Annotated in this window: 13 protein-coding genes; 5 read left to right on the top strand and 8 right to left on the bottom strand. The window is 71.4% G+C overall.

The features are described 5' to 3' along the window. Positions 1–52: 52 nt before the first annotated feature. Both ACIBK5_RS04370 and ACIBK5_RS04365 read right to left on the bottom strand, forming a co-directional pair. Positions 53–1,834, bottom strand: a complete 1,782-nt coding sequence (locus tag ACIBK5_RS04370; RefSeq protein ID WP_399016013.1) for an ABC transporter ATP-binding protein — start codon at positions 1,832–1,834, stop codon at positions 53–55. Beyond that, the gene (locus ACIBK5_RS04365; RefSeq protein ID WP_399016011.1) at positions 1,831–3,636 is read right to left on the bottom strand and encodes an ABC transporter ATP-binding protein; all 1,806 of its coding nucleotides are present in this window, start codon (positions 3,634–3,636) and stop codon (positions 1,831–1,833) included. The genes ACIBK5_RS04370 and ACIBK5_RS04365 overlap by 4 nt, the downstream gene beginning before the upstream one ends. Before the next feature lie 212 nt (positions 3,637–3,848). Here ACIBK5_RS04365 and ACIBK5_RS04360 point away from each other — a divergent pair, with 212 nt between their 5' ends. Both ACIBK5_RS04360 and ACIBK5_RS04355 read left to right on the top strand, forming a co-directional pair. Continuing rightward, the gene (locus ACIBK5_RS04360; protein WP_399016008.1) at positions 3,849–5,444 is read left to right on the top strand and encodes a peptide-N4-asparagine amidase; all 1,596 of its coding nucleotides are present in this window, start codon (positions 3,849–3,851) and stop codon (positions 5,442–5,444) included. Between the two features lie 177 nt (positions 5,445–5,621). Beyond that, positions 5,622–7,061: a cation:dicarboxylate symporter family transporter gene (locus ACIBK5_RS04355; protein ID WP_399016006.1), complete on the top strand. Its 1,440-nt coding sequence runs from the start codon at positions 5,622–5,624 to the stop codon at positions 7,059–7,061. 154 nt (positions 7,062–7,215) lie between these two features. Here ACIBK5_RS04355 and ACIBK5_RS04350 read toward each other — a convergent pair whose 3' ends face one another. After that, complete coding sequence (locus ACIBK5_RS04350) at positions 7,216–7,665, bottom strand: MarR family winged helix-turn-helix transcriptional regulator (RefSeq protein WP_399016003.1); 450 nt, start codon at positions 7,663–7,665, stop codon at positions 7,216–7,218. A gap of 105 nt (positions 7,666–7,770) precedes the next feature. Here ACIBK5_RS04350 and ACIBK5_RS04345 point away from each other — a divergent pair, with 105 nt between their 5' ends. Both ACIBK5_RS04345 and mltG read left to right on the top strand, forming a co-directional pair. After that, entirely contained in the window at positions 7,771–9,573 is a 1,803-nt protein-coding gene (locus tag ACIBK5_RS04345; RefSeq protein ID WP_399016254.1) for an ABC transporter ATP-binding protein, read from the top strand. A 43-nt stretch (positions 9,574–9,616) separates the two neighbouring features. Beyond that, positions 9,617–10,495: an endolytic transglycosylase MltG gene (mltG, locus tag ACIBK5_RS04340; RefSeq protein WP_399016001.1), complete on the top strand. Its 879-nt coding sequence runs from the start codon at positions 9,617–9,619 to the stop codon at positions 10,493–10,495. Positions 10,496–10,522: 27 nt separating this feature from the next. Here mltG and ACIBK5_RS04335 read toward each other — a convergent pair whose 3' ends face one another. From ACIBK5_RS04335 to ACIBK5_RS04315, 5 genes are all read right to left on the bottom strand, one after another. After that, entirely contained in the window at positions 10,523–11,599 is a 1,077-nt protein-coding gene (locus ACIBK5_RS04335) for an NAD(P)-binding domain-containing protein (protein ID WP_399016000.1), read from the bottom strand. A 67-nt stretch (positions 11,600–11,666) separates the two neighbouring features. Beyond that, positions 11,667–12,737: an ABC transporter substrate-binding protein gene (locus tag ACIBK5_RS04330; RefSeq protein WP_399015998.1), complete on the bottom strand. Its 1,071-nt coding sequence runs from the start codon at positions 12,735–12,737 to the stop codon at positions 11,667–11,669. A 55-nt stretch (positions 12,738–12,792) separates the two neighbouring features. Then, positions 12,793–13,533, bottom strand: a complete 741-nt coding sequence (locus ACIBK5_RS04325; protein WP_399015995.1) for an ABC transporter ATP-binding protein — start codon at positions 13,531–13,533, stop codon at positions 12,793–12,795. Beyond that, a complete protein-coding gene (locus ACIBK5_RS04320) occupies positions 13,506–14,375 on the bottom strand; it encodes an ABC transporter permease (RefSeq protein WP_399015993.1) in 870 nt (289 codons plus the stop codon). Before ACIBK5_RS04320 ends, ACIBK5_RS04325 begins: the two co-directional genes overlap by 28 nt. 133 nt (positions 14,376–14,508) lie before the next feature. After that, complete coding sequence (locus ACIBK5_RS04315) at positions 14,509–14,592, bottom strand: putative leader peptide (RefSeq protein WP_349817350.1); 84 nt, start codon at positions 14,590–14,592, stop codon at positions 14,509–14,511. Positions 14,593–14,714: 122 nt separating this feature from the next. Here ACIBK5_RS04315 and ACIBK5_RS04310 point away from each other — a divergent pair, with 122 nt between their 5' ends. Next, complete coding sequence (locus tag ACIBK5_RS04310) at positions 14,715–15,137, top strand: secondary thiamine-phosphate synthase enzyme YjbQ (RefSeq protein ID WP_399015991.1); 423 nt, start codon at positions 14,715–14,717, stop codon at positions 15,135–15,137. Positions 15,138–15,287: the final 150 nt, after the last annotated feature.

The following is a 15,287-nucleotide window of genomic DNA, read 5'->3' as shown; positions in this document are numbered from 1 at the left end:
CGCCGGGCCGCCGAGGACCACCCCGCCCCCGCCCGGCCCGGACCGGGCGGGGTCAGCCGTGCCAGGAGCGCCACAGCGCCGCATACGCCCCGTCCGCCGCGACCAGGTCGTCGTGGCTGCCCAGTTCGCTGATCCGGCCGTTCTCGACGACGGCGATGACATCCGCGTCGTGGGCGGTGTGGAGGCGGTGGGCGATGGCGACGACGGTGCGGCCGTCGAGGACCCGGGCCAGGGAGCGTTCCAGGTGGCGGGCGGCCCGGGGGTCGAGCAGGGACGTCGCCTCGTCCAGGACCAGGGTGTGCGGGTCCGCGAGGACGAGGCGGGCCAGCGCGATCTGCTGGGCCTGGGCCGGGGTGAGCGCCAGGCCGCCGGAGCCGACCTCGGTGTCCAGGCCCTCGTCGAGCCCCTGGGTCCAGCCGTCCGCGTCGACCGCGCCCAGCGCCGCCCAGAGCTCGGCGTCGACCGCGTCGGTCCGGGCGAGGCGGAGGTTGTCGCGCAGGGAGCCGACGAACACATGGTGCTCCTGGTTGACCAGGGCGACATGGGCGCGGACGCGTTCCGCCGGCATCCGGGACAGCTCGGCGTCGCCCAGGGTGATCCGGCCGTCCCGGGGCGCGTAGATTCCGGCGAGCAGCCGGCCCAGCGTCGACTTGCCCGCCCCCGAGGGCCCGACCAGGGCCAGCCGGGTGCCGGGGGAGACCTCCAGGGACACCTTGCGCAGGACGTCGACGCCCTCCAGATAGCCGAAGTGCACCCGGTCGGCCCGCACATGGCGTCCGTCGGGGGCCACGGAGGAGTCACCGGCCTCCGGTTCGATGTCCCGCACCCCGACCAGCCGGGCCAGCGACACCTGGGCCACCTGCAGCTCGTCGTACCAGCGCAGGATCATGCCCACCGGGTCGACGAGCATCTGGGCGATCAGCGCGCCCGTCGTGAGCTGGCCGACGTCGATCCAGCCCCGGAGGGCGAACACACCGCCGACCATGAGGACCGAGGCGAGCACGGTCACGTGGGTGACGTTGATGACCGGGAAGAGCACCGACCGCAGCCACAGCGTGTAGCGCTCCCAGGCCGTCCACTCCTTGATCCGGCGCTCGGACAGCGCCACCCGGCGGGCACCGAGGCGGTGCGCCTCGACCGTACGGCCGGCGTCCACGGTCTCGGCGAGCGCGGCGGCCACCGCCGCGTACCCGGCGGACTCCGAGCGGTAGGCGGCCGGCGCCCGCCGGAAGTACCAGCGGCAGCCGGCCACCAGCAGCGGCAGGGCCAGCAGCACGGCGAGCGCCAGCGGCGGCGCAGTGACCACCAGCCCGCCCATCAGCAGCACCACCCACACCACGCCGATCGACAGCTGCGGCACGGCCTCGCGCATGGCGTTGCCCAGCCGGTCGATGTCCGTGGTGATCCGCGACAGCAGATCCCCGGTCCCGGCCCGCTCCAGCACGCCCGGCGGCAGCCCGACCGACCGTACGAGGAAGTCCTCGCGCAGGTCCGCCAGCATCCGCTCACCGAGCATCGCGCCGCGCAGCCGCACCTGGCGGACGAACGCCGCCTGGAAGGCCAGCGCGGCCACGAAGAGGCCCGCCGTGAGTTCCAGCCGCAGATCCCGCGCCCCGTCCGACACCCGCTCCACGAGCCCGCCCAGCAGCCATGGACCGGCCATCGAGGCGATGACGGCGATCGTGTTCACCGCGACGAGCAGCAGAAACGCCCTGCGGTGCCGGCGCAGCAGCTCGGCCGCGTAGGCGCGGACGGTCGCGGGGGCACCGACCGGCAGGGTGTTCGCCGTCGTCGGGGCCGCCGGGTCGTACGCCGGTGGCGCCACGCCGATCATGCCTTCTCCTCGATCTCTTCCAGTTCCGCCAGTACGTCGGTCAGGTCGGCCGCACCGTTCAGGGCGGCCTCGTCCTCGGTCTCGCGTGTGACCACCGCCCGGTAGCGGGGCTCGGTGCGCACCAGCTCGCGGTGGGCGCCGACCGCGGCGACCTCGCCGTCGTGCAGGAACACGACCCGGTCGGCGCGGTCCAGCAGCAGCGGGGAGGAGGTGAACACCACGGTCGTGCGCCTCGCGCGCAGCTCCCGCACGCCCTGGGCGATCCGTGCCTCGGTGTGCGAGTCGACGGCCGAGGTCGGCTCGTCCAGGACCAGCACCTCCGGGTCCGTGATCAGTGACCGGGCGAGCGCGAGCCGCTGGCGCTGCCCGCCGGACAGGGACCGGCCGCGTTCGGTGATCCGGGCGTCCATGGGGTCGGCGGCGTCCAGCGAGCCCTGCACCAGCGCCGCCAGCACGTCGTCGCACTGCGCGGCCGCAAGCGCCTCCAGCGGCTCCACGGCACCCGACGCGGGTACGTCGAGCAGTTCGCGCAGCGAGCCGGAGAGCAGCACCGGGTCCTTGTCCTGGACGAGGACGGCCGTACGGGCCGAGTCCAGCGGGAGTTCGTCGAGCGGCACGCCTCCCAGCCGCACCGCGGTGCCTTCCTGCGACGGATGTCCGCCCAGTCGTTCCGCCAGCCGGCCCGCCGCGTCCGGGTCGCCGCACACCACGGCCGTGAGCCGGCCGGCGGACGCGAGCAGCCCGGTCTCCGGGTCGTACAGGTCTCCGGAGGGGTCCTCGGCGGCGCGCGACCCGGCGGTGTCCGTGGCCCGCTCCAGCGACAGCACGCCCGCGGCCCGCTTGGCCGAGGGCCGTGAGAAGGAGTACGCCATGGCGATCTCCTCGAAGTGCCGCAGCGGATAGGTGAGGACCATCACGGAGCTGTAGACGGTGACCAGTTCGCCGACGGTGATCCGGCCCTGGCGGGCCAGCTGCACGCCGTGCCAGACGACGGCGATGAGCAGCAGGCCGGGCAGCAGGACCTGGATCGCGGAGATCAGGGACCACATCCGGGCGCTGCGCACGGCCGCGTGCCGGACCTCCTGGGAGGCGCTGCGGTAGCGGTCGAGGAACAGTTCCTCGCCGCCGATGCCGCGCAGCACGCGCAGCCCGGCGACGGTGTCCGAGGCGAGTTCGGTGGCGCGTCCGGCCTTCTCGCGCTGGGTGTCGGCCCGTCGGGTGGCGCGGGGCAGCAGGGGCAGCACGGCGAGCGCCAGCACGGGCAGTCCGACGGCCACGACCACGCCGAGCGCGGGCTGGTAGACGACCAGGCCGACGCAGACCAGCACGATGGTGACCAGGGCCGCGGTGAACCGCGACCAGGCCTCCACGAACCAGCCGATCTTCTCGACGTCGCCCGTGGACACGGCGACGACCTCACCGGCCGCGACCCGCCGGGTCAGCGCCGAGCCCAGCTGGGCGGCCTTGCGGGCGAGCAGTTGCTGGACGCGGGCGGCCGCCGTGATCCAGTTGGTGATGGCGGTGCGGTGCAGCATGGTGTCGCCGACCGCGTTGCCGACGCAGGCCAGCGCCAGCAGGCCGCCCGCCAGGGCGAGACGCTCGCCGGAGCGGTCGACGACGGCCTGTACGGCGACACCGACGCAGAACGGCAGCGCGGCGACGGAGGCGAAGTGCAGCAGTCCCCAGGCCAGCGATTTGAGCTGTCCGCCCAGCTGATTCCGGAAGAGCCACCAGAGGAATCGGGGACCCGAACGCGCGTCCGGTACGCCGGGGTCGGCGTAGGGAAGGTCTTGAATCTGCATGACGTCCCAGTGGCTCGTGTCAGGGGGGATGGGGGTTCGGCCGATGGCAGCAAACCGTGACAGGTTCGCGTCGCGGCGTGGTCGGAGGCAACCGGTTTTCCGCTGCGTGCTCTTCCTACCGACGGGAACCGGCCGACAAGGGTGGGAACGGCGCTGCCTCGACGGGCGGTTGCTCATTGCGGAGGCGGCGGACTCCCCGTAGAACACCGGCCATGAAGAGACGGATAGTCATGTCCATGCTTGCTGGGGCGACCCTCCTGGCGAGCACCCTCCTCGGCACCGGTCCCGCCCGGGCGGCCGACGTCCCCGCCGAGTTCGGCACCGACTGGCACGACCCGGTCACCGCCGCCCCGCCCGTCGGGCGTCCTGCGGGCAAGTCCTGTGAAGTCACCGTCGCCCAGGCCCAGTTCCGCGACTTCACCCCGTACCGGGGCACGTACACCCCGCCCGGCGACTGCGGCGACCGCTGGAGCAAGGTCGTGCTGCGGCTCGACGGGAAGGTCAAGGGGCGCCAGTACGACCGGCTGGGCTATCTGCATGTCGGCGGGGTGGAGATCTTCCGTACGTCGACGCCGCAGCCCTCGCCCGACGGCATCGAGTGGTCCGTGGAGAAGGACGTCACGCGCTACGGCGACACCTTCCGAGGGCGCCAGGACGTCGAGATGCTCATCGGCAACGTCGTCGACGACACCTACACGGGCGTCCTCGACGTCAAGGTCACGCTGACGTTCTACCAGGGCCGCCCGGACGGCAAGAGCCCCGACCGGGTCCTCACCCTCGACGGCGACTCGTCCCTCACCACCCCGCGCAACAGCGAGCGCATCGTCGCCGAGGTGTACGCGACCGGCTCGGGCGGCGGCTGCGAGGAGTACTGGTACCTGTCGGTGCCCGATCCCGCGCCGTACTCCTGCAAGGCCGGCCGGGGCCCCTACCGGGAGGTGCAGATCCGCTTGGACGGGCGGCTCGCGGGCATCGCCACGCCGTTCCCGACGGTGTGGACCGGCGGCTGGTCCAATCCCTTCCTCTGGTACGTGACCCCGGGCCCTCGCGCCTTCGACATCAAGCCGATCACCTACGACCTCACCCCCTTCGCCGGGCTGCTCAACGACGGCCGGGCGCACCGCGTCGAGGTCTCGGTCGTCGGTGTGCCGGAAGGGCAGGCCGGCTGGAGCACTCCCGTGAACGTCCTCGTCTGGCAGGACGAGCGGCGCGCTCACGTCACCGGGAAGCTCACCCTGCACCGGGAGGGCGACCTCACCGACTCCTCGGCCTACACGCCCGGTCCGCAGCACCGGGTGGACACCGAGGGCGCGCACCGGCTGACCGTCGCCGGATACGTGGACACCTCGCACGGCCGGGTCACGACGACCGTCGGCCGCTCGCTGGCCCACACCTCCGAGCACCGCTGGACCGACGGCGAGACGAGCGACGGGCTCGATGCCGTGTGGACCGACGACGAGTCGGTGACCGTCGACGGGCGCGGACCGGCCCGCGGCACCCGCACCCACCGGACCTACTCGATGGACGGCACGACCACCCTGGGGGCGGGCGACCGGCTGCGCACCGTGCTGACCCTCGGCGACCGCGCCACGACCGTCGAGTCGCGGGGCGGCCGGCGCACCGCCTGGTCGCGGCTCGACGACTCCTACACGGGCGACGCCACGTACACGGCGAACGTGCCCCGCGATCAGCGGCACGCGGTCGGCACCACGAGCGAGCGCTACCGGCTGTACGGCTCGCACGGCTGCTACGACCGCACCCTGACCACGGCCCAGGGGGTGCTCACGGGAGACCGCGACCGCTGCTGAGTGGGAGCGGTGTGGCCAGTGTGACATGCGTCACTTAAGTCACTTTTACGTGTCCGAAACATTGCGGTCTTGTGCGCGATCAAGACAGCCTCCAGAGTGTTCGGTTACGGAAGCAGCTTTCCGTATCGCAGAAGTCTCCTCCGGCCTCTGTGTAGCCCGTCCCCCCAAGGAGGCCTCGTGCCACCGTCCGTACCGTCTCTGCCGCGACGTGTCGCACGCACACTGCGTAGCTCACTTTTCGCGCAGGTTCTCTGCGCGCTCGTTCTCGGAATCGTCGTCGGAAAGCTGTGGCCGGACACGGCCACGGCTCTCCAGCCGCTCGGCGACGGTTTCACCCGCCTCATCAAGACCGTGATCTCGCCGCTGGTGTTCTGCGTGGTCGTCGTCGGCATCGCCAAGGCCGGTGACCTGAAGGCTTTCGGCCGGATCGGGGTCAAGGCCCTGATCTGGTTCGAGATCGCCTCCACGGTCGCCCTGGTCATCGGTCTCCTCGCCGCCAACCTCGTCGGGCCCGGCAAGGGTATGAACGTCGACCCCGGCTCGCTGGACGCCTCCGCCGTGGAGAAGACGACCGGCGGCGAGCATCTGCCGTCGACGACCGAGTTCCTCCTCCACGCGCTGCCCGAGAGTTTCGTCGGCGCCTTCGCCGAGAACGAACTGCTCCAGGTCCTGATCCTGGCCTGTCTGGTGGGCGCCGCCCTGCTGCACCTCGGGCACACCAAGGTGCCGAAGATCCTGCCCGCGATCGACCAGGCGCAGGACGTCATCTTCGCGGTCGTCGGCTTCATCATGCGACTGGCGCCGATCGCGGTGTTCGGCGCGATGGCCCATCTCGTCGGCAACTACGGGCTGGGCGTGATGAAGACATACGCCAAGCTCATCGTGCTCTGCTACGTGGCGGCGGCGTTGTTCATCGTGCTGCTCGCCGTCGCCCTGCGCCTCGTGACCGGGCTCAGCCTCTGGAAGTTCCTGCGCTACATCCGCGAGGAGATGCTGCTCGCGCTCGGTACCGCGTCCACCGAGGCGGTCATGCCGCGCGTGATGCAGAAGCTGCGGCGGGCCGGCGCCCGCGACGACGCGGTGGGTCTGGTGCTGCCCACGGGGTACTCCTTCAACCTCGACGGCGCTTCGCTCTACCTGTCCATCGGCACGCTGTTCATCGCCCAGGCGGTGGGCGTGGACCTGACCCTGGGTCAGCAGGTGACCGTGGTCCTGGTGCTGATGCTGACCAGCAAGGGCATGGCGGGCATCCCCGGTTCGGCGTTCCTCGCCCTGTCCGCGACCGCCTCTTCCCTGGGCGCCATTCCGGCCGGAGCGGTCGCTCTGCTGCTCGGCGTGGACCGCATCATGGACTCGATGCGCGTCGTCACGAACCTGCTCGGCAACTGCGTCGCCGTGTTCGCGGTGTCCCGCTGGGAGGGGGCCCTGGACACCGACCGGGCGAAGAAGACGCTCGACGGGGACTACGGGGCTCCGCCGGAGGGCGATGACGAGGGTGGTGACGGCGGTAAGGGCGCCGCCGTCGAGGCCCCGCCGGTCGAGCCGACGACGGCCGAGACCCCGGCATCGGGCATCCCCACCCAGAAGCCCAAGGAACCCGCACCCGAGGTCAGTTGACCCACCCAAGCCGAACGGGCCGCGGCCGCCGCTCCAGCAACACGAGCGGCGGCCGCGGCCCGTTTCGCGAGCCTTGCCGCCCCCCCCGGGTCCCCGCTTGATCGGTGCAGGCCTCGGTGCCGCCCGACCCGTCCCCGCCTGATCGGCGAGGCCTTCAGCACCGCCGAACGGGCTCCCCGTCGATCAGTGTGTCCAACAGCCCCCCGAGGGCCGCACGCTGATCCTCCGCCAGCGGTGCGAGGATCTCCTCCGCGGCCGACCTGCGCGCCGCCCGCAGCTCGCGCAGCGCGCCCCGCCCGTCGTCCGTGAGCTCGATGCGGATCACCCGGCGGTTCGCCGGGTCCGGGACCCGCCGCACCTTTCCGCTCGCCTCCAGCCCGTCGACCAGCGTCGTCACGGCCCGGGGCACCACCTCCAGCCGCTCGGCCAGGTCGGCCATGCGCGGCGGCGAGCCCCAGTGCGCGAGAGTGCGCAGCAGCCGGGACTGGGCCGGGGTGATGCCGAGGTCGCGCTGCTCCAGATGGCGTTTCTGGATGCGATGGACCCGGCGGGTGAGCCGCAGCAACTGCTCGGCGAGCAGACCGTCGGGATCGGGCGTGGTCATGCGGGAACAATATCAGGATGCAGTTCATTGTGAGTATAGGTAACAATGAGCTACGATCCGACCCGCCCGGCGCCCGCCGGTGCCGTACCGCTCTCGAAGGAGCCCATGCCTCCCGACCACGAAATCCGCTGGACCCCACCCGACGGCTCCGAGGCGCAGCCCCGGCAGGTCCGCCGCATCCTCGGACTCTTCCGCCCCTACCGAGGCCGCCTCGCGATCGTCGGCCTGCTCGTCGGCGCCGCCTCGCTGGTCTCGGTCGCCACGCCCTTCATGCTGAAGGAGATCCTCGACGTCGCGATCCCCGAGGGGCGCACCGGCCTGCTCAGCCTGCTCGCCCTCGGCATGATCCTCAGCGCCGTCCTCACCAGTGTCTTCGGCGTGCTGCAGACCCTGATCTCCACGACGGTCGGTCAGCGCGTCATGCACGACCTGCGCACCGCCGTCTACGGCCGGCTCCAGCGCATGTCCCTGGCGTTCTTCACCCGCACCCGCACGGGCGAGGTGCAGTCCCGCATCGCCAACGACATCGGCGGCATGCAGGCCACCGTCACCTCCACCGCGACCTCCCTGGTCTCCAACCTGACCAGCGTCGTCGCGACGATCGTCGCGATGGTCGTCCTCGACTGGCGCCTGACCGTCGTCTCCCTGCTGTTGCTGCCGGTGTTCGTGTGGATCAGCCGCCGCGTCGGCAAGGAGCGCCGCAGGATCACCACCCAGCGACAGAAGCAGATGGCCACCATGGCCGCCACCGTCACCGAGTCGCTCTCCGTCAGCGGCATCCTGCTCGGCCGCACGATGGGCCGCTCCGACTCGCTGACGAAGTCCTTCGCCGACGAGTCCGAGGAACTCGTCGACCTCGAGGTGCGTTCGAACATGGCCGGCCGCTGGCGCATGGCGGTGATCACGATCGTGATGGCCGCCCTGCCCGCCGTCATCTACTGGACCGCCGGCATGGCCCTCCAACTGGGCGGCCCCCAGGTCTCCATCGGCACGATCGTCGCGTTCGTCTCGCTCCAGCAGGGCCTGTTCCGCCCGGCCGTGAGCCTGTTGTCGACCGGTGTGCAGATCCAGACCTCGCTCGCCCTCTTCCAGCGCATCTTCGAGTACCTCGACCTGCCCGTCGACATCACCGAGCGCGCGGAGCCGGTCCGCCTCGACCGGGTCAAGGGTGAGGTCCGCTTCGAGAACGTCTCCTTCGGCTACGACGACAAGGGCGGCCCGGTCCTCGACGCCATCGACCTCACCGTCCCGGCCGGGAGCAGCCTCGCCCTCGTCGGCTCCACCGGCGCCGGCAAGTCCACACTCGGCTATCTGGTGCCCCGCCTCTACGACGTCACCGGCGGCCGCGTCACCCTCGACGGGGCCGACGTCCGCGACCTCGACTTCGACACCCTGGCGCGCGCGGTCGGCGTCGTCTCGCAGGAGACGTACCTCTTCCACGCCTCGGTCGCCGACAACCTGCGCTTCGCCCGGCCCGGCGCCACCGACGAGGAGCTGTACCGGGCAGCCAAGGCCGCGCAGATCCACGACCACATCGCGTCCCTGCCCGACGGCTACGACACCGTCGTCGGCGAGCGCGGCCACCGCTTCTCCGGTGGCGAGAAGCAGCGCCTGGCCATCGCGCGCACGATTCTGCGCGACCCGCCGGTCCTCATCCTCGACGAGGCCACCAGCGCCCTGGACACCCGGACCGAGGCCGCCGTTCAGGAGGCCATCGACGCCCTGTCGGCCGACCGCACCACGCTGACCATCGCCCACCGGCTGTCCACGGTCCGGCATGCCGACCAGATCGTGGTGCTCGACTCGGGGCGCGTCGTCGAACGCGGCACGCACGAGGAACTCCTGGAGCGGGACGGGCGGTACGCGGCGCTCGTACGCCGGGATGCCCAACTGGAACCGACAAGCTGAAGATATGCCAGGTTTGTGACGGAATGCGGGTTACCGTGCCCGCATGCAGACGAACACTCCGCCACGGAGCCCCATGCGACTGACGCGCCGGGGCCGTATCGTCCTCGTCGCGACCGGAGCCATGCTGGTCGGCACCGCCGTGGCGGTGCCGCTGCTGATCCTGGGGCACGGTGACGGCGGCGGCCGGACCGCGGCCCTGGTCATCCCGGAGGGCTGGCGCGCGAGCCAGGTCTACGCCGCCGTCGACAAGGCCCTCGCCCTGCCGTCCGGCAGCGCGAAGAAGTCCCTCGCGAAGGTCGCCACGAAACTGCCGGACGACGCCCACGGCAACCCGGAGGGCTACCTCTTCCCGGCGACCTATCCGCTCCCCTGGAAGGCCAAGCCGGAGAAGCTCCTGGCACACATGCTCGACACCGCGAACGAGAAGTTCAACGGCGCTCCCATCGCCGCGGGGGCGCAGCGCAACGCGATGAACGTCTACCAGGCCGTCACCATCGCCAGCATCGTCCAGGCGGAGGCGGACACCGCGGCCGACATGGGCAAGGTGGCCCGGGTCGTCTTCAACCGCCTCGAACGCGGTATGCCGCTCCAGATGGACTCCACCGTCAACTACGCGCTGGGCCGCTCCACCCTGCGGACGACGGAGAGCGACACTCGGATCGACAACCCCTACAACACGTACCAGCGCATGGGCCTCCCGCCCACACCCATCGCCAACCCGGGCGAGGAGGCGATGCGCGCCGCCGTCAACCCGCCCCCGGGCGACTGGCTGTACTTCGTCACGGTCCGGCCGGGCGACACCCGCTTCACCGCTGACTACGCGGAACACCAGCGCAATGTCGCGGAGTTCAACGCCCAGGGGAAGAGCACGGGCACGGCGACGGTCCCTCAGGCGCGCGGGGAACTGCGCGATCAGCCGTAGACGGCCCGCAGCAGACGTCAGGTCACGTCACGCCGCCGCCGGCTCGAGCGTCAGCAGCCGCCTGATGTCGCGGACGGCCGCCCGGCCGGCCCGGTTCGCTCCGATCGTGCTGGCCGACGGTCCGTAGCCGACGAGGTGGATCCGCGGGTCGGCGGCCGCGCGCGTGCCCTCGATACGGATTCCGCCGCCCGGCTCCCGCAGCCGCAGCGGGGCGAGGTGGTCGACGGCGGGCCGGAAGCCGGTGGCCCAGAGGATGACGTCGGCATCGACATGCCGGCCGTCCTTCCAGTCCACCCCGGTGGGCGTGACGCGGTCGAACATCGGCTGCCGGTCGAGGACCCCGTCCTCGATGCCCTGCCGGATCGCGTCGTTGAGCGGCAGCCCGGTGACGGAGACGACGCTCCTCGGTGGCAGCCCCTGCCGTACCCGCTCCTCGACGAGCGCGACCGCCGCCCGGCCCGCGTCCTCGTCGAAGGGCCCCTCACGGAAGACGGGCGGGCGCCGTGTCACCCAGGTGGTGGACGCGGCGTACGCGGCGATCTCCAGCAGATGCTGGGTGCCCGAGGCACCGCCGCCCACCACGACGACCCGCTGCCCGGCGAACTTCTCGGGCCCGGGGTATCGCGCGGTGTGCAGCTGCCGTCCCCGGAAGGTCTCCTGGCCCGGATAGCGCGGCCAGAACGGCCGGTCCCAGGTCCCCGTCGCGTTGATCAGCGCCCGCGTCGACCACACTCCGTCCGACGTCTCCACGAGCAGCCGCCCGCCGGATCCCTCACGCACGGCCCGTACGTCGACCGGGCGCCGTACTCGCAGGCCGAACGTCCGCTCGTAGCGGTCGAAGTAGTCGCTGATCACCTCGGCGGACGGCCGCGCCGGGTCCGCGCCGGTGAGTTCCAGCCCCGGCAGCGCGTGCATGCCGTGCACCTTGCCGTACGTCAGCGACGGCCAGCGGAACTGCCAGGCGCCGCCCGGCCCGGGGGAGTGGTCCAGCACGACGAAGTCGCGGTCCGGCTCGTAACCGGCCCGCCGCAGGTGATAGGCGCCGGCCAGACCTGCCTGACCTGCGCCTATGACGACCACCTCGACCTCGCGTGTGTTGTTCACGTTTCTACCAACCGTGCCGAAGGCAGGGATCTTCCCGCACGGTCAGGGCAGGTCGGGCCGGGTCAGGTCACGAGCCCTCCGAGGGCCGGGGCGTGGTGGTCGACGGCGGCAGGTCGCCGTTGAACCGCGTGTCGGTGAAGTCGGCGAAGTCGACCTTGCGCGGGATCAGCTTCAACGCCGTGAACGTGTCGGCGATCTCCTGCTCGGAGGCGATCAACGGCTTGTCGACCGCGACCTCGACCCGTGTGGTGTAGGTGCGCTTCACCGCCGCCAGTGCCACGTCCTCGGGGAGCCCGGTGTCCTTCGCCCAGACCTTCGCCCAGTCCTCCTCGTGGTCGTACACCCATGTGTAGGCGCGCCGCAGCCGCTCCAGGTAGTCCTTGACGGCGGCGGCCTTCTTCTTGTCCTTCAGCGCGTCCGGTGCCGCGACCTGGAAGGTGAGCCCGTTGGTCACACCGTCGCCGTCGGTCAGCACCCGTCCCTGCTCGGCCTTCAGCACCTGTGAGGTGTACGGGTCCCACACCGCCCAGGCGTCGACCTTGCCGGCGGTGAACGCGGCGAGCGCGTCGGCCGGCTGGAGGTACTTGACCTTGACGTCGCTCAGCTTCAGCCCGACCTTCTTCAGCGACGCGACCAACTGGTAGTTCGCGGAGGACCCCTGGGCGACGGCGACCGACTTGCCCTTGAGCTGCGCGGGGTTCTTCAGGGACGAGTCGTTCGGGACGAGGATCGTGTCGCCCTTGGACGTGCCGTGCCATGCGGCGACGACCTTGATCTTCGAACCCGCCCCGGCCGCGAACACCGGCGGGGTGTTGCCCACGCCGCCGATGTCGACGGCCTTGGCGTTGACGGCCTCCAGCAGGGGCGGTCCGGAGGTGAACGTCGACCACTTGATCTTGTAGTCGAGGTTCTCCAGCTCCCCGGCGGCTCGCAGGATGGCCTCCGAACCGCCCTTCTGGTCACCGACGTTGATCGTGACGTCACCCTGGCCGTCGGTGCCGCCGTCCGACGTACTGGCGGCCGAGTTCCCGCCGCAGGCGGTGAGCAGCAGGGCGAGGGGGAGGAGCAGGGCGGCGGGTGGGAGAAGCCGGGTGGCGGGTGGGAGAAGCCGGGCGGAGGGGGCGAGTCGTCGTCGCATGGTGGTTCCGTTCGTGTGGGGCGTACGTGTCGTACGTGAGGTTCGCGGGGGCGGGTCAGGCGGCTTCGGCGGCCGTCGCCTCGACACCCAGGCGTTCGAGGAGTCCGGCGCGCAGCGCGGCGAAGCGCGGGTCGGCGATGTCGCGGGGGCGGTCGAGGTCGATGTGCTGCTCGTGGGCGATGACGCCGTTGTCCATCACCAGCACGCGGTCGGCGAGCAGGACGGCCTCCTCCACGTCATGGGTGACGAGGAGCACCGCGCACCCCCGGCGCTGCCACAACTCGCCCACCAGCCGCTGGGCCTTGATGCGGGTGAGCGCGTCGAGCGCGCCGAACGGCTCGTCGAGCAGCAGCAGGTCGGGCTCGCGCACCAACGCCCGTGCCAGGGAGGCGCGCTGGGCCTCGCCGCCGGAGAGGGTCTTGGGCCAGGCGTCCGAGCGGTGGCCGAGGCCGACCTCGTCGAGGGCCTGCTCGGCGACGGACCGTTCGGGCTTGCCCGGCAGGCCGAGCAGGACGTTGCGCCACACCTTCTTCCAGGGCATCAGCCGCGGTGCCTGGAAGGCGACGGCCTTGCGGCGCGGCACCAGGACGCTGCCCTCGATGTCGCGGTCGAGCCCGGCGAGGATGCGCAGCAGCGTCGACTTGCCGCAGCCGCTGCGGCCGAGCAGCGCCACGAACTCGCCCGGCTCGACGTCCAGTCGCAGGTCGTCGATGACGGCACGGCCGTCGAAGGAGCGGGTGAGCCCGTCGACGTGGACCGCCAGGGGGGTCACCGGCCGGTGAACGTCGGTCGCCATTGCAGCAGCAGCCTTTCGAGGGAGCGGACGATGAAGTCGGCGAGCAGGCCGAGGAAGGCGTAGACCACCAGGCAGACCACGATCACGTCCGTCCGCAGGAAGTCCCGCGCCTGCACCATGAGGAACCCGATGCCGGAGTCGGCGTTGACCTGCTCGGCGAAGACCAGCGCGAGCCAGGCGATGCCGAGCGAGTAGCGCAGGCCGGTCATCGCGCTCGGCAGCGCACCCGGCAGCACGACATGCCGTACGAGGCCCCACCGCGACAGTCCGAGGGACTCCCCGGCCTCGATCAACTGGGCGTCCACGCCGCGGATCCCGGCATAGACGTTGAGGTAGAGCGGGAAGGTCACGCCGAGCGTGATGATGGCGACCTTGGGGGCCTCGCCGATGCCGAACCAGATGATGAACAGCGGGATGAGCCCCACGAACGGCACCGTCCGCAGCATCTGCACGGGCGCGTCCACCAGGTCCTCGCCGATCCTGAACAGGCCCGAGAGCAGGGCGAGTCCGGTGCCGACGACAAGGCCGAACAGCAGCCCGCCCGCGACCCGCTGGAGCGAGGTGCCCATGGCCGCGGGCAGTGAACCGTCGGCGACCATGTCCCCGCCGACCTGGGCGATACGGCCGGGCGAGGCGAGCACGTCCGGCGGCAACGAGCCCGTGCCGCTGAGGAGTTGCCACAGCACCAGCAGCAGGACCGGGCCGGTGGTGCGGCGCAGCCAGCGGGGGACGCGGGTGCGACGGGAGGAGGTGGGGACGAGGGGCTCGAGGTCGGGATCAGATGGTGATTCAGGCGAAATATCGGGTGCCGATGACCTCGGCGGGGCATGGCTGATGCTCATGAGGGGGCTCCACAGGGGGAGAGCGAGGGCCGTCGGAGGCGCGCCTCGTCATCGCCGCGCCCGCGGGATCACGGCGATCGGCGGGCAGGCGTGACGAAGGCGAGGTGAACGGTGAGTGAGGAGGAGAAGGGCGTCAGCAGCCGCGGCGACACGCGGCGGAGGCCACCCGCAGCAGGTCGATGTGACCGCGCGTGGTGAGCAGGGCTGAACGCAACATGCGGCTGAACCTAGCCAGATGGCATGCGCACGGTCAACGGCGTCTCGTCCAGTGGACGCCGGTACCGCCACTCGGTCCGGCGTGACCCGGTGAGGGCCCGCGGGTGCGTCAGGATGGGAGGCATGTCAGACGTCTTCACCACCCGAGTTCTGAACATCACCTCCGGATCCACGGAGAGGGTCGTCGACATCACCGGCGACTGCGAGTCCTTCCTGCGCGAGGCGGCGGCCGGCCGCGACGGTCTCCTCAATGTCTTCGTGCCCCACGCGACCGCCGGGATCGCGGTTCTCGAGACGGGCGCCGGGAGCGACGACGATCTCCTGGCCGCGCTGCACACGCTGCTGCCGGCCGACGACCGCTGGCAGCACCGGCACGGCAGCCCCGGCCACGGGCGCGACCACGTCCTGCCCGCACTCGTCCCGCCCCATGCGACCCTCCCGGTGCTGGACGGCCGGCTGGAGCTCGGCACGTGGCAGTCGGTGTGCCTGGTGGACACCAATAAGGACAATCCCAACCGTCAGGTGCGCCTGAGCTTCCTGGGCTGAGCAAGATCGTCCTGGGCGTGGCCGCTGATTCTCCGTACCTTGCGTGTTCGAAACGGAGAAGTCTTGCGCGGTACGGACCTGAACATGATCGAACGCCCCTACGGCGGATGTGGGAAGTGCCTGCTCGGCGGGCGACGGCTGTCGCGAATG

This window comes from Streptomyces sp. NPDC050546 (genome assembly GCF_044457425.1).
Taxonomy (GTDB): Bacteria; Actinomycetota; Actinomycetes; order Streptomycetales; family Streptomycetaceae; genus Streptomyces.
This window is presented reverse-complemented; position numbering and strand designations above follow the sequence as displayed.

Coding starts and splice junctions, on each gene's coding strand:
- ACIBK5_RS04370 (WP_399016013.1), bottom strand. CDS start 1,834: ATGATCGGCGTGGCGCCACCGGCGTACGACCCGGCGGCCCCGACGACG.
- ACIBK5_RS04365 (WP_399016011.1), bottom strand. CDS start 3,636: ATGCAGATTCAAGACCTTCCCTACGCCGACCCCGGCGTACCGGACGCG.
- ACIBK5_RS04360 (WP_399016008.1), top strand. CDS start 3,849: ATGAAGAGACGGATAGTCATGTCCATGCTTGCTGGGGCGACCCTCCTG.
- ACIBK5_RS04350 (WP_399016003.1), bottom strand. CDS start 7,665: ATGACCACGCCCGATCCCGACGGTCTGCTCGCCGAGCAGTTGCTGCGG.
- ACIBK5_RS04345 (WP_399016254.1), top strand. CDS start 7,771: ATGCCTCCCGACCACGAAATCCGCTGGACCCCACCCGACGGCTCCGAG.
- mltG (WP_399016001.1), top strand. CDS start 9,617: ATGCAGACGAACACTCCGCCACGGAGCCCCATGCGACTGACGCGCCGG.
- ACIBK5_RS04330 (WP_399015998.1), bottom strand. CDS start 12,737: ATGCGACGACGACTCGCCCCCTCCGCCCGGCTTCTCCCACCCGCCACC.
- ACIBK5_RS04325 (WP_399015995.1), bottom strand. CDS start 13,533: ATGGCGACCGACGTTCACCGGCCGGTGACCCCCCTGGCGGTCCACGTC.
- ACIBK5_RS04320 (WP_399015993.1), bottom strand. CDS start 14,375: ATGAGCATCAGCCATGCCCCGCCGAGGTCATCGGCACCCGATATTTCG.
- ACIBK5_RS04315 (WP_349817350.1), bottom strand. CDS start 14,592: ATGTTGCGTTCAGCCCTGCTCACCACGCGCGGTCACATCGACCTGCTG.
- ACIBK5_RS04310 (WP_399015991.1), top strand. CDS start 14,715: ATGTCAGACGTCTTCACCACCCGAGTTCTGAACATCACCTCCGGATCC.